This window comes from Prevotellamassilia timonensis (genome assembly GCF_900106785.1).
Taxonomy (GTDB): Bacteria; Bacteroidota; Bacteroidia; order Bacteroidales; family Bacteroidaceae; genus Alloprevotella; species Alloprevotella timonensis.
Genome location: NZ_LT629839.1, coordinates 123682 through 145753 on the forward strand (window position 1 = coordinate 123682; position 22072 = coordinate 145753).

The following is a 22072-nucleotide window of genomic DNA, read 5'->3' on the forward strand; positions in this document are numbered from 1 at the left end:
TTTGTATCTAATACCGATGCAAATGTAATACGCTTTTTCCAATTTTCCAAATCGGCAAAATTGGGCTTTTTTGCGTGTCAAAATATGACACTCCAAAAATCTGAAATGTTAAATTCGTGACGTAAATCGTTGAAAATCAGTATCTGCTTTTTGAGCCTCGAAGTCCCGTATTTATCTAAATGGTTGTTAATTTTCGGGGTAAAAAGGTGGTTGTTTTTTATTGTTTATTAAGAAAACGCGGCTCGTGCTGAGGCGGTGGTGTGGTGGGGGGGGGTGTTGGTTGTGGGTGGCTGGGCAGTTATTGTTTTATTGCTGCTTTGATGGTTTTTCATGGCTGCGTGCAGGTTTTGGCGCATGGCGTGCAGTGGGGCAAAAAACGCAATAATTCTGCACACAATATACAGAAGTGTGCAATAAGGTATGTGATGTTGTTAAACTTTCTTGCATATATGCATTTTTGTGGTGCGAGGGCTTGCATTTTTCTGAAAAGGCCGTATCTTTGCATCGTGTTTTTCATAGTATTAGATTTAAGGTTAACAAGGTTGGGATACAGTGGTATCCCATTTTTTTTGTCCCTATGTCAAGATGCCCCCGTTGCGTGAGGCTTGAAAGACACATGTGCCACCCCGTAAATTTATTTGCTCCGAAAGATTTTTTGCCCTGCCGTTGTTGGTGGGGGACATGGCTTGTATCTTTCTTCTCTTTTCTTCTCTTTTTTTCTTCTCATTTTTCCGACGCGAGACGCGTCGCCCCCATTAGAGGTAGCGTTTGGTGGTAGCGTTTGGTGGTAGCGTTTGGTGTTAGCGTTTGGTGTTAGAAGAAACGCAAGCTCTAATGGGGGCGACGCGTCTCGCGTCGGGATAGAGAAAGGAGAGAAAGGAGAGATAGTAGAGAAAGAAAGTGTGCTCGCGCTATGAGTTTCACACGCGCTCGCACAGCAGCAGGGTGTGGGTGCCGTCGGCCAGTGTGGTGGCAAAGATGTAGTAAGGGCCGCCGTCGCGGAGTTTGAGCCTTTTGCGTAGGGAGTCGACAGAGGCGGGAAAATTGCGCACGGCAAGGTTGGCCTGCGTGGTGACGCTGCGCAGCGCCTTGAGTTGCGCCTTGCCAAAGGTGTAGGTGGCCCGGAGCTCGAAGGTGCGGCCCTGGAACTCGGGCACGAGGTGGCTGGCGGTGTAAAGGTGGGTGTTGGTGTGCAACTTTTGCAGCTGGTAGTGCAGGGCGGTGGTTTTGAAAGCACCCGCCTTCATGATGGCCGGTCCCGGCTCGTAGATGTAGCGCAGCGGCTGCGCGGCAATGGGCGGTGTGGCTTCCGCCTCGGTTTGCGGGGTGAAGGTGAGAGAGCCGCTGATTGTGCCGTCGGGCAGGAGACTGGTGGCTGTGATGAGCGGATTGGTGCCGCCCTGGGCCTTGGCCTGGCGTGTGATGACGAGCAGGAGGTCCTTGCACTCGCCGGCGGTGGCCACGATGTGCACCTGGCTGACGCAGCCGAGGGCGCGCACGGCGGCTGCTATGTCGAGCATGGTGGATAGTTTGACCACTACCACGGGGGCTGCTTTGAGCATGCTTGGCGCGAGGGTTATGATGTCGGGCTGGCAGTCCTCAATGAGCACTGTTTTGCGGCCTGTGGCGGAGCGCCTTGCGGGGTCGATGAATATGAGGCTTGCGCTGTCGGGTGCGAGCTGTGTGAGGTGTTGTGTGGCGTCGGCATTGACGATGTGTGCTTGTGGCAGTGCGAGGAGTGGCAGGTTGTGTGCTGCGAGCTGGCAGAGCTGTGGTTGCTGCTCTACGTAGGTGGCTTGTGCAAAGAGTGGTGCCATGAATGAGAAGTCTACGCCGAGTCCGCCGGTGAGGTCGACGAGGTGTTGCCTTTGTGCGGGGAGGGGCAGCAGTTGCTCTACAAGGCTGGCTTTGTACTGTGCTGCGGGTTGCCCGGAGCATTGCTCGAGGGCGAGTCGGGGTGGGTACTCTATGCCGGGGGTTTGTGCCCAGAGTGGCACTTTGGTGGCCATGCGGCGGCGGCCTTCTTCTTGCTGGAGTATGTGTGCTGCGTTGGGCACGTGGTTGGCGGCAAGGTGAAGGGCCAGGCGGTCGAGTGGGAGGGTGGTGATGGGGTTGTTGGGCATGGGGATGGGCTTAATGGGGGATATTGGGCTTAATGGGCATAATAGGCGATGGGCATAATAGGCATAATAGGCATAATAGGCGATAGGCATATTAGGCATAATATTAGGCGATAGGCATATTAGGCTTAATAGGCATATTAGGCATAATATTGGGCGGGGGGCATATTAGGCGAGCGCTTGCTTGATGGGCGCTTGCCTAATGACAATAGGCATAACAGGCTTGCTTGGTGGCTTGCTTATTATGCCTATTGTGTTAAGTTTGGTGGGGTGTTATTTGGCTGGTTCGTTGAGCAGGCTGGCTATGGCTGCGTCGACCTTGGCAAAGTCGATGCGGGCGAGCGTGTTGCTCATGAGCTGGGCTATGCGGTCGTTGCACAGGTTGCCAATGCTGCCGGCGTGGGTGTGGTGAATGTTTTTGTCGGGGTGGAACTGGCCGGCTTCGATTTCGAGGCCTACCTTTTTGTAGGCGTCGCGGAAGGGGGTGCCGGAGGCTGCCAGACGGTTGACCTCCTCGACAGAGAACATGGGGTCGTAGCGCGGATCGTCGGTGATGTGCTCGTTGACCTTGATGCGCTCGATGATGTAGGTGGTCATGTGCAGACAGTCGATGAGGCGGTCGAAGGCGGGGAGGAAGGCCTCCTTGAGCTCTTGCAGGTCGCGGAAGTAGCCCGAGGGCAGATTGTTCATGATGAGTGTCATCTCCTGTGGCAGGGCCTGCAGGCGGTTCATGCGGGCACGTATGAGTTCGAACACGTCGGGGTTCTTTTTGTGCGGCATGATGCTTGAACCTGTGGTGCATTCGTCGGGGAGCTTGATAAAGCCAAAGTTTTGTGAGTTGAACATGCAGGCGTCGAAGGCGAGTTTTGCCACTGTGCCTGCCACTGAGGCGAGTGCGTAGGCCACGTTGCGCTCCATTTTGCCGCGTCCCATTTGTGCGTACACCACGTTATAGTCCATGGAGTCGAAGCCGAGCAGTGTGGTGGTCATTTGCCGGTTGAGGGGGAATGATGAGCCGTATCCGGCTGCCGAGCCGAGCGGGTTGCGGTTGGTGAGTCGCCATGCGGCTTCGAGGTAGAGCATGTCGTCGGCCAGGCTTTCGGCGTAGGCTCCGAGCCATAGTCCGAAGCTTGAGGGCATGGCCACTTGCAGGTGGGTGTAGCCCGGCATGATGATGTGTTTGTAGCGTTCGCTCTGCTTTTGGAGTTCGTCGAAGAGTTGTTTTACGGCCTCGATGACTTGTTGGAGTTTGTGGCGTGTGTAGAGTTTGAGGTCGACGAGCACTTGGTCGTTGCGTGAGCGTCCGGAGTGTATTTTTTTGCCCATGTCGCCGAGTTTGCGTGTGAGCATGAGTTCTACTTGTGAGTGCACGTCTTCAATGCCGTCTTCGATGACGAATTGTCCGTTTTGTGTGGTGTGGTAGATGTGGCGCAGTTCGTTGAGCAGTGGCTGGAGTTCGTTGTCGGCAATGAGGTTGATGCTGTGGAGCATGGTGACGTGTGCCATGGAACCGAGCACGTCGTAGGGTGCGAGGTAGAGGTCGAGCTCGCGGTCGTGGCCTACGGTGAAGCGGTCGATTTCTTCGAGTGGTTGTGTTGATTTTTCCCAGAGTTTCATAGTTGGATGTTGATTGGGTTATTGGGGGGGGTGGGCATATTGGGCTTGATAGGCATATTAGGCTTGATAGGCTTATTAGGCTTGATAGGCATATTAGGCTCAATAGGCATATTAGGCTTGATAGGCATATTAGGCTCAATGGGCTTGTGTGTGCCTTATAGCTCTATTTGTTCGGCGCTGACATTTTCGTGCATGAACATGGTGGCGCTTTGGTTGAATTTGTCGGGGCTCTCGGTGCTGAGGTAGTGGCATGTGCCGCGCTGTGAGAGCATGGTGTTGAGTTCGGGGTGCCGCATGAGGTACTGGCGCAGCGCTGCTGCCACGTACTCGCCCTGTGGCACGATGCGCACGCCGGGTGGGGTGTACTTCACGATTTTGTTCATGAGCAGCGGGTAGTGTGTGCAGCCGAGAATGAGTGTGTCGATGTCGGGGTCGAGGCGCATGATGCCTTCGATGCGCTTTTTGACAAAGTAGTCGGCGCCTGGCGAGTCGTACTCAAAGTTTTCGACGAGTGGCACCCACATGGGGCATGCGAGTGATGTGACGGTGATGTCGGGGCATAGTTTGTGCAGCTCGAGTGTGTAGGAGCCGGAGTTGACGGTGCCTTGTGTGGCGAGCAGTCCGATGTGGTGGGTGTGTGTGAGCGGGCCTACGGCCTCGACGGTGGGGCGTATGACTCCGAGCACGCGGCGTGTGGGGTCGAGTGTGGGGAGGTCGCGCTGCTGTATGGTGCGCAGGGCTTTGGCCGATGCGGTGTTGCAGGCGAGTATGACGAGCTGGCAGCCTTGCTGGAAGAGTGCTTGTACGGCTTGCAGTGTGTATCGGTAGATGATGTCGAATGAGTGTGAGCCGTAGGGTGCGCGTGCGTTGTCGCCGAGGTATATGTAGTCGTACTGTGGCAGCAGTTGGCGTATTTGTCGCAGTATGGTGAGTCCGCCGTAGCCGCTGTCGAAGATGCCTATGCGTGCCTGTCCTGGTGTGATGGACGGCAGTGGCGTGTGGGGGTTAGTGTTGGGTGTGTTGTTCATCGCGTAGGGGTTGTAGTTTTTCGATGACGTAGGGTGTGGCGTCTTGTCCGGCTTGTGGGTGTATGAAGGGGTAGGCGCCTGTTGAGGTGTCGATGATGTATTCGTAGCCGTGTTCGAGTCCGGTGTCTTTGATGGCTTGGTTGAGTCGTTGGCGCACGGGGGCGAGCAGTTGTTGCCATGTGGCGGCTATGAGTGAGTCGGCTTGTTGCCGGAACTTGATGTTTCGGTCGAGTGCGGCTTGCAGGTCGGCTTGTCGCTTGGCGAGTATGTTGGGTGTGAACTGGCTTTGGCCTTGTAGGAGTTCGGTGTACTGGCGCTGGAATGTTTGCTCGTTGTATTGTGTTTCGGCCTTGTAGCGCTGTGTGAGCTGCTGGAGGTCGGCTTGTGCCTGGTGGTAGTCGGGCATGGTGTGTAGTATGGAGTCGGCGTTGATGTAGCCGAACTTGATGGTGCTTTGTGCCATGGCTGCTGCGCTGATGAGTGTGGCGCAGATGAGTGTGATGGTGCGGTGTGTGCTCATGTTGTGTTGGAGGGATTGGTTTGTGCTGCGAAGATACGAATTTTAGGAGGAATAGGCGTAATGGGGGTGGGCATATTAGGCTTGATGGGCTTAATGGGCGCTGCAAGAAACGCAAGCTCTAATGGGGGCGACGCGTCCCGCGTCGGAAAAATATGCAGCTATTATTTAGTAGCGCTTGTATCTTTCCTTTTCATTTTTCCGACGCGGGACGCGTCGCCCCCATTAGAGCTTGCGTTTGGTGGTGGGGTTTGGAGCTTGCGTTTGGAGCTTGCGTTTGGTGGTGGGGTTTGTTGGTAGTTTTTTGTTGGGGTATTGTGCTTGATGCCCAGAGGTGTATTATAAGGAAAAGGCTGGCGCCTGGCGTTGCTGCTTGCAACGCTGAGGCACCAGCCTTGTGTGTGGGGTGTATGTAGTTATTACTCGCGGTTGGCACGTTTGCGTGCGAGGTGGTCGAGTATGACTTTGCGCATACGCATGGACTTTGGTGTGACTTCGACGTATTCGTCCTCCTTGATGTATTCGAGGGCCTCTTCGAGGCTGAATACGACGGGGGGGATGATGCGGGCCTTGTCGTCGGCACCTGATGCGCGCATGTTGGTGAGCTGCTTGGCTTTGGTGACGTTGACCACGAGGTCGTTTTCGTGGACGTGCTCGCCTACTACCTGTCCGGCATATACTTCGTCCTGTGGGTTGATGAAGAAGCGGCCGCGGTCCTGCAGTTTGTCGATGGCGTAGGCAAATGCGGTGCCGGTTTCGAGTGAGATCATTGAACCGTTGGAACGGCGCTGTATCTCGCCCTTGTAGGGCTGGTACTCCTTGAAGCGGTGGGCCATGATGGCTTCGCCTTGTGAGGCTGTGAGCACGTTGGTGCGGAGGCCGATGATGCCGCGTGAGGGTATGTTGAACTCGATGTCGACGCGCTCGCCCATGTTTTGCATGGAGGTCATTTCGCCCTTGCGGCGTGTGACCATGTCGATCATTTTTGATGCGAACTCTTCGGGCACGTTGATGGTGAGCTCTTCGATTGGCTCGCACTTTTGTCCGTCAATTTCCTTGTAGATAACCTGTGGCTGGCCTACTTGCAGCTCGTAGCCTTCGCGTCGCATGGTTTCGATGAGGATTGAGAGGTGGAGTACGCCGCGTCCGCTGACGATCCATGAGCCTTCGGTTTCGGAGGGTCGCACGCGGAGTGCGAGGTCTTTTTCAAGCTCTTTGTTGAGTCGGTCGGCAATGTGTCGTGATGTGCAGAATTTGCCTTCCTTGCCAAAGAATGGTGAGTCGTTGATGGTGAAGAGCATTGACATGGTTGGCTCGTCGATGGCGATGGTGGGGAGCGGTTCGGGGTTTTCGAAGTCGCAGATGGTGTCGCCGATTTCGAAGTTTTCGAGTCCGACTACTGCGCAGATGTCGCCTGAGCTTACGGCGTCGGTTTTTTGTCGTCCCATGCCCTCGAAGGTGTGCACTTCTTTGATTTGTGTTTTTTCGAGTGTGCCGTCGCGGTGTGCGATGGTGCATTTCATGCCTTCGCTGATGGTGCCACGGTGTACGCGTCCTACGGCTATTCGGCCGGTGTAGTTGGAGTAGTCGAGTGATGTGATGAGCATCTGTGGCGTGCCTTCAAGCTGCTGCGGCGCGGGTATGACTTCGATGATTTTGTCGAGGAGGTAGTTGATGTTGTCGGTGGGCTGGTTGTAGTCGGGGCCCATCCAGCCGTTTTTGGCTGATCCGTATACGACTTGGAAGTCGAGCTGGTCTTCGGTGGCTCCGAGGTCGCACATGAGGTCGAATACCATTTCGTAGACTTCTTCGGGGCGGCAGTTGGGTTTGTCGACTTTGTTGACTACGACGATGGGTTTGAGGCCGATTTGCAGTGCTTTTTGCAAGACGAATCGTGTTTGTGGCATGGGGCCTTCGAAGGCGTCGACGAGGAGTATGCAGCCGTCGGCCATGTTGAGCACGCGCTCGACTTCGCCACCGAAGTCGGAGTGTCCCGGTGTGTCGATGATGTTGATTTTGACGTCTTTGTATCTGATTGATACGTTCTTTGAGAGGATTGTTATGCCGCGCTCGCGCTCGAGGTCGTTGTTGTCGAGAATGAGTTCACCTGCGTTTTGGTTTTTGCGGAAGAGGTGTCCGGCGAGTAGCATCTTGTCTACGAGAGTGGTTTTACCGTGGTCTACGTGGGCAATGATGGCAATGTTACGAATGTCTTGCATTTTACTAATACCTTTTATCTATGTGGGTGCAAAGTTACGTATTAGTTTTTTTTTGTGGTGTGTGTCGGAGGGAAAATGTGTGGCGGGGGGGTGCTTGGTAGCCGCTAACGCGGGAAACAGAAGGATATAAGGACATAAGGACATAAGGCCGCTGCGCGGCTGTTGAAGCGCTTACCGCGGGAACATAAGAACATAAGCTACATAAGAAACATATAAGGCCGCTGCGCGGCTGACGGCCACGGACTGCGTCCGGGTGGCCTCAAGAGACATAAGGGCTGACGCCGTAGCGGTGGTTTGGTAGTGACGCTATGGTGTCAGCCCTTATATAAGGTTGCTGAAAAATGCCCCGACGCGAGACGCGTCGCCCCCATTAGAGCGCGATTTCCTGGCATAACAGTTCTTTACATGGCTTCAAATCCGCTTTTTAACCTGTTAATCTGATAGGAAACGCAAGCTTTAATGGGGGCGACGCGTCTCGCGTCGGGGCATTTTTCAGCAGCTTTTATATATTATAGGTGTGTGAGGGGTGTGTTATCTTTGTCCGAAACCTCGTCCGCTACGGGTGCTGGTGGGGCGGCCTGTGCCTCGCTGGGGGGTGTCGTGGCCTGTCTGACGGTAGTTGATGTAGGTGTCGCGGAAGGCTGGACGGGCTCCTGAGTTGTTGTTATTGTTGTTGGGACGGCCTGGTCGGCCGTAGTTGCCGTTGTTGTTATTGTTGGGGCGGTCGGGGTGGTTGTAGTTGCCGTTGTTGTTATTGTAGGGACGGTCGGGGCGGTTGTAGTTGCCGTTGTTGTTATTGTAGGGGTGGTCGGGGTGGCCGTTGTTGTAGGGCCAGTTGTAGTTGTTGTCGGGGCGGTTGTGATGGCCGTGGTGGTTGTGTGGGGGTGGCGGTGGTGTGGCGGGGCCGTATCCGTGCATGCCGGCACCGCGTCTGGGACGCCATGAGGCGTAGGGGCTTGGGCGGTCGGGACGGCGGCGGTGCCATGTGCAGCCGTGGTAGGTGATGTAGATGTTGGGGCGTGTGTAGTAGTAATAGCCTATGCGGTAGTGGTCGTAGACGGGGTAGTACCAGCGTGAGGTGTACCAGCGCACGGGACGGTAGAAGTAGTCGAGTGTGCTGAGTAGGTTGTACTGCCAGTCGAAGAGTATGCAGCGGAGGTCGATGTCGCGGTATTGCCAGTAGGCGCCTGTGATGTCGGTGGGGCCGTTGAGGCTCATGAGGTAGTCGAGGTTGATTTGGTAGGCGCGGTCGTACTGCTCGGGGGTGAGGTTGAGCTCGTAGGCCATTTTGTCGGTGATGAACCATGCTTGCTGGCGCGCGTCGTCGTAGCTGATGGCGCGTGCTGTGAGTGCCATGATGGCTATGATGAGGGTGAGTAGTGTGCGTTTCATGATTGTGTTGTGTGTTTTAGGGGGGTGTTGTGGGCAAATATCGGTATTTTTTGGGAGGTGGGGGGCGTGGGGCGGGGTTTTTGTGGTGTTTTTGGGTTATTTAACCTGGGGGCGGGGTGGTAGTTGATGGGATGGTAAGTAAGGGGGCATAATAGGCATATTAGGCTCATTAGGCGTGGTGGAAGGGTGGGCATAATAGGCATAATAGGCTCATTAGGCATGATGGGGAGGTGGGCATAATAGGCATAATAGGCTCATTAGGCATGATAGGGAGGTGGGCATAATAGGCTCATTAGACATGGTAGGGAGGTGGGCATAATAGGCATATTAGGCTCATTAGGCATGATGGGAGGGTGGGCATAATGGGCATAATAGGCTCATTAGGCATGGTAGGAGGTGGGCATAATAGGCATAATAGGCTCATTAGGCATGGTAGGGAGGTGGGCATAATAGGCATAATAGGCTCATTAGGCATGGTAGGGGGTGGGCATAATAGGCATATTAGGCTCATTAGGCATGATAGGGGGATAGGCTTGTTGGGTTGCTTGCTCCGAGTGTGGGGCGGGTGTGGGCGGTGGGGCAGAAATAGTGTACAATTTGTACACTTTTTTTGGTGTTGGGGATGGGGTGGTCGTATCTTTGCACCAGAAAATAGATGAGGGCGCTGCCTTGCCTGGTAAGCCGGCTATGATGTATATATATATTAAGGTGTATGTGCGGCGCGCTTGTGATGACCAAATTGTTTTACTAACTAACCAAATTGAAGTAATAGACCATGATTAATTTTGTAGTACGTTCGAGAAAGAATTTTAAGCTTGACAAGAAGCAGTATTTTCCTACCATTGCGGCCTCGGTGCCTGTGAAGTATGATGAGGTGGTGCAGCAGGTGGAGAAGTTTTGTACGCTGTCGGAGAGTGATGTGGCGGCTGTGCTCGAGGCTTTGGAACATGTGATAATAGATGCGCTGAAGCAGGGCAAGTCGGTGAGGCTTGGCACGCTGGGGTCGTTCCGCCCGACGATAGCTGTGGTGAAGAGCCGTGAGCATGAGGAGGATGTGTCGGCTTCGGACATAAAGTTTTTGCGCTGCCGCTTTACGCCGAGTGGCAAGATGGCCCGCAGCTTGATGATGAAGGAACTGAAGTTTAAGTTGCTGAAGGGCATTGGTGCGGCTGTTGGCGGCAAGGAGGTGGGCAATGCCTGATGGCGCTGCGGGTAAAGGCCCGGCCGGCTCTGTGGGGTCGGCTTGGGCTCCTGCCTCGGCCATGCTGATGATAGTGGCGGGTATTGTGCTGGCTGGCGCTGGCTTTGTGGTGGACCCTTTGGGCGAGCTGAGTGATTCGGTGCTGTGGTTTGTGTCGCAGGGGCTGATATATGCCGGGGCCATATTTGGTGTGGCGGTGAGTGTGAGTGCGCGTCATGGCGGTGTGCGGAAGGTGTGATTGTAAAAATGTATTGTATATGCGTAAGATAGATGATATTATTATTCATTGTACGGCTACTGCTGAGGGGCGTGATGTGAGTGTGGCTGATATCAGGCGCTGGCATAAGGCGCGTGGGTTTGTGGACGTGGGGTATCATTATGTGGTGTATCTTGACGGGAGTGTGCATGAGGGTCGTCCTCTGGCTCAGGTTGGTGCTCACTGTCGTGGGCATAATGCGCACAGTGTGGGGGTGTGTTATGTGGGGGGACTGGCTGCTGACGGGCGTACGCCCAAGGATACGCGGACTGCGCGGCAACGTGTGGCGCTGGAGGCGCTGGTGCAGCTGCTGAGGCTGAATTTTCCCGGGGCGGGGGTGCATGGGCATAATGCTTATGCGGCTAAGGCTTGCCCTTGCTATGAGGTGAATGGGTGATGGCGGTGGCTTGATGGCGGGTGATGGGCATAATAGGCATAAGAGGCCTAATAGGCGGGTGTGTGATGGCGGGTGATGGGCGATGGGCATAATAGGCATAAGAGGCCTAATAGGCGGGTGTGTGATGGCGGGTGATGGGCATAATAGGTGATGGGCATAATAGGCTCAATAGGCCTAATAGGCGGGGGGGGATGGCGGGTGGTGTGATGGCGGGTTGCTTTGATTGATTTACTTTATTTACTTACTTTATTTATTTTTGATACCATGATTAAGTATAAGATTAGTTCGGTGAAGAGCCCTAAGAGTGGCTTGAAGGTTTATTTCCCAAGTATTGTGCAGGTGGCTCACTTGTCGTTTGACGATGTGGTGACTGCTGTGGAAAAGGAGTGTACGCTGACGCGTGCAGATGTGAGAGGTGCGCTCTCGGCACTGGAGTATGTGGTGCTGAAGGAGCTGAAACAGGGTAATACTGTGCGCCTCGGTGGTGTGGGGTCGTTCAGACTGACTATCGTGTCGAAGAATGGCGAGGACGATGCGGCTAAAGTGTCGGCACGAAACATTGCACGGGTGCGTACGCACTTTACGCCAAGTGGGGCTATGAGTGCGGCCTTGCAGGGCAGCGAGATTAACGCGGTGGTTCAGTAACAGGGCGACGGGTTAATATGCAGATGCGTGGGGGAGTGGGTGCGAATGGCGCGCGCTCTCCTTCGCTCTTTTTTGGGTTGCTGTAGGGATATTATGCTCACGGATTACACTGATCGCACGGATTTTTTTGCTCGCGCAACGTGCTTTAGCCCCACGGAGATGGCGGAGATGACGGATTTTGTGAGCATTGCATGCTCACTTCGCTATTGGCCCGTAACGTACCCGTGGCGAAATATGTTAGCACAGATTATGTAGTAAGCTACCTGTCCGCAGCAACGGGCTAATAGCGAGGTGGGCATGCAATGCTCACAAAATCCGTCAAATCCGCCATCTCCGTGGGGCTAAAGCACGTTGCACGAGCGAAAAAAAATCCGTGCAATCGGTGTGATCCGTGAGCATACTTTTTTTGATGTTTGTGTGCGGGGTGGGTGGGGTGGTGGTTCTTTTTTTGGTGGCGGAGGGTGGGTGTGTGGGGTGTTTGTGCTAATTTTGTAGGGCGAAGCGCTTTAAGTTGTCAACTTGTCGGCTCTTTAGCCTGAAATTCTGCCGACGGATTAAAATATTATATATAATGGATATATCACCATTTGCCTCGCCGCTGTATTTGCTGGCCAAGCCGGCGGGGGCACGTTGTAACTTGGCCTGTAAATATTGTTACTATCTGGAGAAAGGCAAGCTCTATGCCGACCGGCCGACAGAGGTGATGAGCGAGGAGATGCTCGAACGCTTTGTGCGCGAATATATCGGTGCGCAGACTATGCCCGAGGTGCTGTTTACATGGCACGGCGGTGAGGCGCTGATGCGTCCGCTGTCGTTCTATAAACGGGCGGTGGAACTGCAGCAGAAGTATGCTGGCGGCCGCAGGATAGACAACTGCATACAAACAAACGGTACGCTGCTGACAGATGAGTGGTGCCGCTTTTTTAAGGAGCAAGGGTGGCTTGTGGGCGTGAGCATAGACGGGCCGCAGGAGTTTCACGACGAGTACCGCCGCAACAAGGGTGGGCGGCCGTCGTGGGCACAGGTGATGCGTGGCATTGACTTGCTGAACCGCCATGGCGTGGAGTGGAACGCGCTGGCTGTGGTGAATGACTTTAATGGCGATTATCCGCTGGACTTTTACCACTTTTTTAAGGAGATAGGGTGTCACTACCTGCAATTTACGCCCGTGGTGGAGCGCGGGCAGCATCATGCTGACGGGCGTGGCCTGGCGTCGCCCACTGAGGCCGGCGAGGGTGGTGTGCTCGACTTTAGTGTGAGCCCCGAGCAGTGGGGACGCTTTTTGTGTGCGATATTTGACGAATGGGTGCGTGAGGACGTTGGCACGTACTTTGTGCAGCTGTTCGATGCCACACTGGCCAACTGGGTGGGGCAGCAACCGGGCATTTGCACGCTGGCTCCCACGTGTGGCCATGCGGGGGCTATAGAGTGGAACGGCGATGTGTATGTGTGCGACCACTTTGTGTTTCCGGAGTATAAGTTGGGCAATATCATGACCGACTCGATAGTGGGCATGATGCACTCTGAGCGGCAGCATGCCTTTGGGCAGGCCAAGCGCACGGCGCTGCCGGGGCAGTGCAGGGGGTGCAAGTATTTGTTTGCGTGCAACGGGGAGTGTCCGCGCAACCGCTTTGCACATACGGCCGCTGGCGAGCCCGGGTTGAACTATCTGTGTAAGGGTTACTACCAGTTCTTTGACCACGTGGCTCCGTATATGGACTTTATGAAGGCACAACTCGAACGGGAATTGCCGCCCGCGGCTATTATGGAGGCTGTGCGGCGCGAGCCCGGGAGGTTTGGGGCGTAGTTCTTGGTTCTTAGTTTTGAGTTTTGAGGTTATGAGGTTAGTTCTAAGTTTTGAGGTTATGAGGTTATAAAGTAACCTCTGCGAGTTAAACAGCAAAAGGTAACTTTATAACCTCATAACCTCAAAACTTAGAACTCCCTCCTCCTCCCTCCCCCTGCCCCCCTCTCTTGTTACTTATAAAATAAATTGCTAACTTTGCGGCCATAACAATATATATCAATTAATATGGCACAAGAAGACGTATTTAAGAAGATTGTATCACACTGCAAGGAGTACGGTTTCGTATTTCCTTCGAGCGATATATACGATGGTCTGGCAGCCGTGTACGACTATGGCCAGAATGGCGTGGAACTGAAGAATAACATCAAGCAGTATTGGTGGCAGAGCATGGTGCTGCTGCATGAAAATATAGTGGGCATTGACTCGGCTATATTTATGCACCCCACCATCTGGAAGGCTTCGGGACACGTTGATGCCTTTAATGACCCCTTGATAGATAACCGCGACTCGAAAAAACGCTATCGCGCCGATGTGCTCATCGAGGACCAGATAGCAAAGTATGAGGAGAAGATAGACAAGGAGGTGGCTAAGGCACGCAAGCGCTTTGGCGATGCTTTTGACGAGGAAAAGTTCCGCCAGACTAACCCCCGCGTGCTCGAACACCAGGCTAAGCGCGACGCCCTGCACGCACGCTACAGCGAGGCCATGAACAAAATGGACCTTGACGAGCTGAAGCAGATTATACTCGACGAGGAGATTGTTTGCCCCATTTCGGGCACACGCAACTGGACCGATGTGCGCCAGTTTAACCTGATGTTCAAAACCGAGGTGGGCTCTACTGCCGATGGCGCAAGCACGATCTACCTGCGTCCGGAGACGGCACAGGGCATATTTGTGAACTACCTGAATGTGCAGAAAACTGGCCGCATGAAGATACCTTTCGGTATAGCACAGATAGGCAAGGCCTTCCGCAACGAGATTGTGGCCCGTCAGTTCATCTTCCGCATGCGCGAATTTGAACAGATGGAAATGCAGTTCTTTGTAAAGCCCGGCACGGAGATGGACTGGTTCAAGCAGTGGAAAAAGACCCGCCTGGCCTGGCACGAGGCTCTTGGCTTTGGCGATGAATGCTACCGCTACCACGACCACGAAAAGCTGGCTCACTATGCCAACGCTGCTACCGACATAGAGTTTAAGATGCCGTTCGGATTTAAGGAGGTGGAGGGTATTCACTCGCGTACCGACTTCGACCTGTCACAGCACGCCAAATTCTCGGGCCGCAAGATTGAATACTTCGATCCTGAGGAGAACCGCAGCTATACACCGTATGTGATTGAAACATCAATCGGTGTGGACCGCATGTTCTTGAGCGTGATGTGCCACTCATACCAGGAGGAGAAGCTCGAAAATGGCGAAACACGCGTGGTGCTCAAGTTGCCCGCCCCGCTGGCTCCCGTAAAACTGGCAGTCATGCCGCTCGTGAAGAAAGACGGACTGCCCGAAAAGGCTCACGAGATAATGAACGACCTGAAGTTCCACTTCAACTGCAAGTATGAGGAGAAGGACTCTATTGGCAAGCGCTACCGCCGCATGGACGCCATAGGCACGCCTTACTGTATCACCATCGACCACGACACGCTCAACGACAACTGTGTGACACTGCGCGACCGCGACACCATGCAGCAGACGCGTGTGGCCATCAGCGACCTGCGTGCCCTCATCGAGGACAAGGTGAGCATCACTTCACTGCTCAAAAAGTTGCAGTAAGTGTCTTGCTGACTACACATAGATTTTACACATACACACACGCATTTACCACGTAACGTAATGGGGGCTTATGAGGCTTGTATTGCCCCATAAGCCCCCAATTTTTATGTTGATGGCGGTGATATGTGTGGGTGTGAACGCAAAAACTCAGATATTAAATCTCTACTTATGCGCAAAATACTTAACACGCTTGCGGCCCTTGCCCTGGTGGTGCTGCCCATGGCCATGGCTTCGTGCAGCGACAACACGGGCGAGAGCGATGATGCCGAGTTTGCCAACTGGCGCAACCGCAATGCCGCCTTTTACGACAGTCTGCTTGCTGTGGCCCGCACCGATGTGGCACAGGCCAAGGCTGCTCACCCCGACAACTGGCAGGCGTACACGCCGTGGCGCTTGTTGCCCAGCTTTTCAAAGCCGTTTGCAAGCCAATCTACCGACACGGTGGTGGCCCGCGTGATAGAAAGTGCCGCCACACCCGGTCTGACACCTTACTACACCGACAGTGTGCGCGTGAACTATATAGGCCACCTCATGCCTACCAAGAGTTACCCCAAGGGCCGTGTGTTTGACCACAGCGGGGTGTATGAAAACGAGAGCTACGTGTTCAGCGCGCAGTACTCTACGCCCACAAGTTTTGCCGTGTCAAACCTGGTGGAGGGCTATACCACGGCCCTTATGCACATGCAGGTGGGCGACCGCTGGCTGGTGTACATTCCCCAGCAGTTGGGCTACCGCTCGTCGGCCAGCGGGGTGCTGCTCCCGTATTCAACCCTCTGCTTTGACATGCAGCTCAAAAAGGTGGCTCGAAAGGGCCATTCGCTGAGCGAGTAGGGGGGGCGGGAGTTTTGAGTTTTGAGGTTATAAGGTTATAAGATTACCATTGTTTACTCAACACGCAGAGGTAACTTTATAACCTCATAACCTCAAAACTCAAAACTCCCGCCCCCCCCTAACCCCCTAAAAGTGACAAGACTCCGACACACGTATAGCGTGTGTCGGAGTCTTGTCACTTTTAGATCCTACTGTCCGAGCTTAAACTCCACCATGCCCTTTACAAAGGCCTTGATAATAAGTTCCGTAGTATTGGTAGCGTTAAACTTCGACAGCAGATGCGCCTTGTGCGTGTTGATAGTGTTCACACTCACGTTAAGAATGCGTGCAATCTCGTTAGCCCTCAGTCCGCGCGCCAGTTGTTGCAGCACATTGTGCTCCGTGGTGGTAAGGTGTCCGCACGAGTCGGGAATGTGCATCTCGATGTGCCGCACCAGCTGCTGAAAACGTTTGCAAAAGTAATTGTCGCCCCTCGCAATATTGGTAACAGCCATCTGCAGCTCCTCCACGCCACAACTCTTAAACACCACCCCGTCGGCCTCAGAGCGCATAATGGCATTGATGTTCCATATCTCCTCGTGCGAGGTGTAAACCATTGTGCGCACCTCAGGCAGCACCCGTTTAACATGCTCAATAAGCGCTATGCCCGAGCCGTCGGGCAAGTCGAGGTCCACAATGCACAAATCGACGTGGCCCCCGGAGTCGAGCAGCTGCATGGCGTTGTGCATGGTTGTGCACAAAAGCACATTGCCCACACCGGGTGTGCGCTGCAGGCACACCTTAAGCCCCTCGAGCAGTATGGCGTGGTCGTCGCAGATGAGTATGGAGTATTGTTCAGGCATGATATGGCAGATAATTTTCTTAAACTGCAAAATTATACGTTTGCTTTTGTTTGCACCTCATTAAAAATAATGATTTGCACCACTGCGCGTGCAGTACGAGGCATCTTTATGCCCACAAATGTAGCAATTGGAGTACAAAACGAGCGTATTGGGGGGGATAATTTCATTAATTTTAATGACAAAAACTATAAACAAGAATTATATATTTGCAACAGAAACCTAACGCAATGCCGTTGGCAGAACTTCTGGTTAACAAATTAACGGGTTGACAAGTTAACAAGTAAGCATGCCATACAATAGTTATAAACTTAAAAAGCTTGGCAAACTTACCCGTCACCCCGTCAACCAATTACGCCTAACGCAATACAATCAACAAAACATTTAATACGTATGAAACTTACCAACCACCTGCGCCGCGTGCTGGCCGCCACCTTGTTCGGCCTTGGCTGCCACACCGCAGCCCTGCACGCGCAAAACATCATGTTGCACCTCGATGCCCCGCAAGGCATTGATGCACAAACCCTTGCTGCCGACATCGGTACGCTAAAAATCACATTCTCAAACTCCAAAGACTTCTTCGACACCAGTCTTTACGCCGCCAACACCCTCGACCTTGGCAGCGACTACTATAATGAAGGAGGTTCTTCCAAAGACAAGTACCACAAGTATTACAGCCGCGAGCTCACCCTCAACGCCGATGATGGCAACGGCAATGCGTGGTGGGGCAACACAAACAAGATTGAATTCAAGTTTGACAATTTGCGCCGCTATGTTAGCGGCCGCACGGACCAACCCATCTACTACCGCATCTACAGCCCCCACTTCAGCCGCATCATCACGGGGCAGATCGACCCCACCGATGCCGAAGAGGTGACACTGCACCACACCGAGCTGACACAAGCCCGCCGCGTGGCCTTCATGCCACCCGTGGGACGCGACGGCAATGCCGTGCCAGCCATTCTCGCCCCCGACCTGCGCATAGGCACCTGCAACGGCTTTAGAGAGTACAACCCCAATATGCAAGACCTCACAGAACCCTTTGCACGCTACGCCTACAAGGGCGACACCCTGCGCTACCTTGTAGTGCCCAACAGCAGCGAACTCGCCCTGCATGCCGACTCCATCGTAGTGACCGACACCACCACCTGCGTCACCACCGACTACCGCAAGGCCGTGGAGTGCCGCTTCTACATCACCGACAGCCAGGGCCAGCTGTGCCCCGTCACCAACGGCCAGTTAGCTTCGGTATACTACAAGTTGCAACCAGGCTTCAAGTCTGACACAGGCTTCCGTGGCTACGGTGACTACAATTTTGGCGGCAATATTTTTGAACCCACCGCCCCCGACGGCACACATGCCGCCTATGCACTCCCGGGTCGGCAAACATTCCAGCTCCGCATGCCAACGGTGCAAACCACCGACCCCGACTTCCTCATGCCCTACAATGCCGATGGAGGTTATATTTTAGGCGAGGTGACCATACCCGCCAGCACCGAACCCGTCAGCCTGTCGATAGCCAAAAGCAAACCCCTGCGCGTCACCACCACACTGGCCGATGCCGCGCCCTATGCCGACCACCTGCAGTTTAGCGCCCACACCTATGTCAACCCGCCTTATTCATGGGCAGACGATACCAAGATGTCTGTAGAGTGCAAGGAGGTGAGCCGCCAAATCAAAGGCAACGACCTCGTTGTCACCACCCTTGTTGAGGGCAGCACATGGCCCATTTTAGCCCTCAACGCCCAATATGGCGCACAGAGCGACACCATAGCCAGCGTGCTCAGCACGTATTGCAGCCTGTACAGCGATCCGTTCGACCCCCGCACCGAGTTCAGCCTCACACTTAAAAATTTCCATTTACCCCCATTCAGCAAACTGCACCCCGTCAAGTTCATTGTGCCCTGTCACCTCTTGCAGCAAGGCGAAGAACTCTACATACACGGACAATTGTCTGTTGCCGAGGACTGGCGCTGTAGCACATTTGCCACCCATCACGAAGGCTGCGCCAAATCACTCAACCCCGGCACCGCAACCCCCGTTCCCCACGACACACTCACCGTCATACTGCCCGAGGGCAACCACGAATGGTGCGTGGGCAAAAAAGGCGAAAAACTTGACTCTGCCAACATCCACACCTTCACCCTCGGTGCCACCGACACCCTCACGCAGACTATCTACGACCGGGAGTTTGCACTGCTGCGCGTCAACTGCCTGGGTGCCGACAGCATCTATGTGTACAACAAGGTTCCTGCATGGCATCACTACTGCCAGAGCAAGTTCACCAAGGGCCGCTTTTACTATGCCGACGAAGCAATTCCTCTCCGCCCCGGCTACAACGAGCGCACCATAACCTGGCGCGAGGCAAAACTGCAAAAGGACACCCTATACAGTCTGTCATACTGGCTCGAGGCCCCAATCACCTATGTGGACGAGGACGGCAGTTACTACACCTCCTACACCTATTTCAGCCACCCCGACAACTATCTCAGCTTAGAAAAACTGCAAACCGCCACCCCCGACAGCGCCATCTGCATATCAACGGGCAGCAGAGTCAACCTTGCAGTATATACAAGAGGCACGTTCGACCCCGCACGCTTCATTACCATCAACCCTTCTGAGGCCGACACCACCGTGGCAGTTTATACCCAGAAAACCGTTCGTGTCAATTTCTTTTACAAGGGCGGAATCGTGCCAGGCTTTGAACGCTTGAACATGTGCTATGGCAATGAGCAAACGCACATCGTGCCACATAGCAGATTCTATCGCCGCAGCCGCATGGATCTCGAGCCAGGTCACTACACCATGTCGGGCGTTGTGGCATACGAGGATGACAACACTGGCTACTACGTCACCACCCCCTTCAGCATCGCATTCGATATCGAGGCCAACCACCCCACCACCATCGAGCTATGCCCCGACCCCACAGCCGTAGCCGCAGCCCCCGCCGATAGCGCCCCTGCCAAGGCAGCAGCCTGCTACGCCCCCGACGGACGCCGCATCAGCACACCGCAGCCCGGCCTCAATATCATCAAGATGACCGACGGCACTGTGCGCAAGGTGATAGTCAAATAAAAAAGTATTGCTCTACGTTCAAGCACCAAGCACAATCTCAAAACTCTACCTCAAAGCGCAACCTCCAAACGCAACCTCTAATGGGGGCGACGCGTCCCGCGTCGGAGCATTTTTCAGCAGCCTCGTCTCGTGGAAAAGGGTAGGGTAGTGATAAGGAAATGCGCCCCCCATTAGAGATTGGGGTAAGAGAAGTGATAGAGTGTACCCCAGGTGCTAAAGCGCGCAATAAATAAAAAAGAAAGCAATTACACATCACGTGCCAACTGCAAAGCATACCATGCTTGCCAGTTGGCACGTTTTTTATATATTTGCAATTCATAGGCAAAATCCTTAGTAAACAGGTCGACGAGCAGGTATGCGCTACACATATATATTATATTAAAGTAACAATAGCAAGAGACTTAGCAAACTTACCCGTCACCCCCAAACCCCAACACACTATGAAAAAACTCCTCCTCCCCCTCCTCATCACCCTCATGCTCACACCCGTGCTTGCAGCCGCACAGCCGCAAGCCGACTCCCTGCGCCACCTCCTGCGCACACAGCCGCACAACCCCCACCTGCTGGCACAAATGGCACAAGCCTTCAGCACCTCGTGCCCCGACTCCGCACTACACTACGCCCAGCTCGCCACCCAACACAAAGCCAAAGGCGCCGACATCGTCACCCTCGAGGCCGCACGTGGCGAGGCACTCGCCGCACAAGGCCACATACAGCAGGCACTCGGCCACTTTACCCAAGCCTACAAAGTGGCCCAAAAACACCACCTCGCCGACCAGCAGCACAACCAGCTATGCAGCATGGGCATCTGCCACAGCCGCCTGCAGCAATTCGACCAGGCTGCCAAATGCTACGACCAAGTCATAGCCTACGCCACACGCCACCACAACCACCAACTGGCCTTTGCAGCCTACCAAAACTATGGCGCCATGTGCAGCCGCATAGGCCGCCCCGACGACTGCCGCACCCTACTGCTCAACGCACTCAAATATGAACGCGCCGCCGAACCCGCACAACGCATCTCCGTATATGCCGGCCTCGGCACCATCCTCACCTACAACCCCGCCACCTTTGCACAAGCCGAGCAATACCTGCAGCGCGGCATCAACCTCGCACGCCAGGCCCACGAACCACTAGCCGAGGCAAGCTGCCTGTCGCCACTCATCACCCTGCTCACACAGCAGCCCAACCGCTACGCCGAAATACCAGCCCTCATAGCCCGCGCCAACACCATCGTCAGCGGCCTCGCTCCCGGCGGCACCGAACGCATGCAGCTCGAGCACGCCAAGGTCAACTACTACTTCGTCACACGCCAGTGGGCACCCGCCCTGCAGTCCGCCCTCATGCTCTATCACAACGGCCCCGCAGTATCATCAGAGCGCGACAAAGTCATGCTTATGGTAGCCCGCGCCTACGAGGGCACAGATCAGGCACCACGCGCCTGCTACTTCTACCGCGAGGCATACTACATAGCCGACTCCCTTCACCAGCTCAACATACAGCAGCAAGTAGCCGATGCCGCTGCACGCTACGATGCCAAGGAAAAACAACTCAAAATAGCCCAACTGCAAAAGGACGCCGCACAAGCCGAAGCACGCCAGTGGCGCCTTGGCGCAAGCCTTGCCGTAGCCACCCTGCTACTCATCATCACCATAGCAGGCGCCATCATGCGCCACCGCCACCAGCAGCGCAAGGCCGAGCTCGAACAGGCCCGCCGCTACATCGACGGCATCGAAACCGAGCGCAAACGTCTGGCACAAGAGCTCCACGACGGCGTGTGCAACGACCTCCTCGTGGCCGAAATGCAGATAACCAACACCGCCTCCACCGCCCAGGCCACCCAGCAGCTCAACGCCGTGCGTCAAAACATACGCCACATCTCCCACCAGCTCATGCCCCCCAACACCGCCTTTGCCACCCTCGACCAAACCCTCTCAGCCCTGGCCTGCAAGCTCCACGAGATGGGCAGCATAGCCATCACCTTCAGCGCCACCCCCGCCCATCACAACTGGGCCGCCCTGCCCGCCGCCCAGGCCCACCAGCTTTACCGCATCGCGCAAGAGCTCATCACCAACCTCATCAAGCACACCCCGCAGCTCACCCACATCAGCATCACCCTCACCCACAGCCCCGCCGCCCCCCACACCACGCTCACCATCGCCCACACCGCGGCCACCACACCAGCCGCCCCCTCACCAACTGCCGCTCCGTCTTCCGCTGGTGCCGCCCCGTCCCCCGCATCGTCCACCCCCGGCATAGGTCTGCGTTCCATCAGCGAGCGAGTCAAGGCCATCAGCGCCACCATCACCCACGCCACCGGCCCCCAGGGCCAGCACATCACCACCATCAGTTGCTAAACCA

At 54.8% G+C, this 22072-nt stretch carries 17 protein-coding genes; 9 read left to right on the forward strand and 8 right to left on the reverse strand.

Features of this window, described 5'->3' with window-relative positions; genetic code table 11:
* Positions 1-920 precede the first annotated feature (920 nt).
* The 6 genes from BQ5453_RS01300 to BQ5453_RS01325 form a co-directional block, all read right to left on the reverse strand.
* Entirely contained in the window at positions 921-2222 is a 1302-nt protein-coding gene (locus BQ5453_RS01300; RefSeq protein ID WP_235860003.1) for a THUMP-like domain-containing protein, read from the reverse strand.
* Positions 2223-2393: 171 nt separating this feature from the next.
* On the reverse strand, positions 2394-3737 hold the full coding sequence (gene argH / locus BQ5453_RS01305) for an argininosuccinate lyase (RefSeq protein ID WP_071121812.1): 1344 nt from the start codon (positions 3735-3737) through the stop codon (positions 2394-2396).
* 155 nt (positions 3738-3892) lie between these two features.
* Positions 3893-4765, reverse strand: coding sequence for a glutamate racemase (gene murI, locus BQ5453_RS01310; RefSeq protein ID WP_083361083.1), 873 nt, complete (start codon positions 4763-4765; stop codon positions 3893-3895).
* Positions 4743-5285 carry an OmpH/Skp family outer membrane protein gene (locus BQ5453_RS01315; RefSeq protein WP_071121813.1) on the reverse strand — a complete coding sequence of 181 codons (543 nt, stop codon included), beginning with the start codon at positions 5283-5285 and terminating at the stop codon, positions 4743-4745. Before BQ5453_RS01315 ends, murI begins: the two co-directional genes overlap by 23 nt.
* Before the next feature lie 416 nt (positions 5286-5701).
* Complete coding sequence (gene typA, locus BQ5453_RS01320) at positions 5702-7501, reverse strand: translational GTPase TypA (protein WP_022101394.1); 1800 nt, start codon at positions 7499-7501, stop codon at positions 5702-5704.
* 531 nt (positions 7502-8032) lie between these two features.
* The gene (locus BQ5453_RS01325; RefSeq protein ID WP_071121814.1) at positions 8033-8893 is read right to left on the reverse strand and encodes a hypothetical protein; all 861 of its coding nucleotides are present in this window, start codon (positions 8891-8893) and stop codon (positions 8033-8035) included.
* 775 nt (positions 8894-9668) lie between these two features.
* On the opposite strand from BQ5453_RS01325, the gene BQ5453_RS01335 reads away from it, so the two are divergent.
* From BQ5453_RS01335 to BQ5453_RS01365, 7 genes are all read left to right on the forward strand, one after another.
* A complete protein-coding gene (locus tag BQ5453_RS01335; protein ID WP_022102253.1) occupies positions 9669-10094 on the forward strand; it encodes an HU family DNA-binding protein in 426 nt (141 codons plus the stop codon).
* Positions 10087-10332, forward strand: coding sequence for a hypothetical protein (locus tag BQ5453_RS01340; protein WP_071121816.1), 246 nt, complete (start codon positions 10087-10089; stop codon positions 10330-10332). The genes BQ5453_RS01335 and BQ5453_RS01340 overlap by 8 nt, the downstream gene beginning before the upstream one ends.
* A 19-nt stretch (positions 10333-10351) precedes the next feature.
* Positions 10352-10747: an N-acetylmuramoyl-L-alanine amidase gene (locus BQ5453_RS01345; protein WP_071121817.1), complete on the forward strand. Its 396-nt coding sequence runs from the start codon at positions 10352-10354 to the stop codon at positions 10745-10747.
* A gap of 264 nt (positions 10748-11011) precedes the next feature.
* The gene (locus BQ5453_RS01350; RefSeq protein WP_071121818.1) at positions 11012-11392 is read left to right on the forward strand and encodes an HU family DNA-binding protein; all 381 of its coding nucleotides are present in this window, start codon (positions 11012-11014) and stop codon (positions 11390-11392) included.
* Between the two features lie 571 nt (positions 11393-11963).
* Positions 11964-13199 (forward strand): anaerobic sulfatase-maturation protein, encoded by a 1236-nt coding sequence (locus BQ5453_RS01355; protein WP_071121819.1) that lies wholly within the window; start codon positions 11964-11966, stop codon positions 13197-13199.
* A 225-nt stretch (positions 13200-13424) separates the two neighbouring features.
* Entirely contained in the window at positions 13425-14966 is a 1542-nt protein-coding gene (locus tag BQ5453_RS01360; RefSeq protein ID WP_022102258.1) for a glycine--tRNA ligase, read from the forward strand.
* Between the two features lie 168 nt (positions 14967-15134).
* Positions 15135-15797, forward strand: a complete 663-nt coding sequence (locus tag BQ5453_RS01365; protein WP_071121820.1) for a BamJ family beta-barrel-assembly machinery protein — start codon at positions 15135-15137, stop codon at positions 15795-15797.
* A 188-nt stretch (positions 15798-15985) separates the two neighbouring features.
* On the opposite strand, the gene BQ5453_RS01370 is transcribed toward BQ5453_RS01365, so the two are convergent.
* Complete coding sequence (locus BQ5453_RS01370) at positions 15986-16639, reverse strand: response regulator transcription factor (RefSeq protein WP_071121821.1); 654 nt, start codon at positions 16637-16639, stop codon at positions 15986-15988.
* Between the two features lie 390 nt (positions 16640-17029).
* On the opposite strand from BQ5453_RS01370, the gene BQ5453_RS14410 reads away from it, so the two are divergent.
* Positions 17030-19711: a hypothetical protein gene (locus BQ5453_RS14410; protein WP_071121822.1), complete on the forward strand. Its 2682-nt coding sequence runs from the start codon at positions 17030-17032 to the stop codon at positions 19709-19711.
* 245 nt (positions 19712-19956) lie between these two features.
* Here BQ5453_RS14410 and BQ5453_RS14650 read toward each other — a convergent pair whose 3' ends face one another.
* Positions 19957-20079: a hypothetical protein gene (locus BQ5453_RS14650; RefSeq protein ID WP_262503117.1), complete on the reverse strand. Its 123-nt coding sequence runs from the start codon at positions 20077-20079 to the stop codon at positions 19957-19959.
* A 72-nt stretch (positions 20080-20151) separates the two neighbouring features.
* Between BQ5453_RS14650 and BQ5453_RS01380 the strand changes: the two genes are divergently transcribed.
* Positions 20152-22068: a tetratricopeptide repeat-containing sensor histidine kinase gene (locus tag BQ5453_RS01380; RefSeq protein WP_071121823.1), complete on the forward strand. Its 1917-nt coding sequence runs from the start codon at positions 20152-20154 to the stop codon at positions 22066-22068.
* Positions 22069-22072 lie beyond the last annotated feature (4 nt).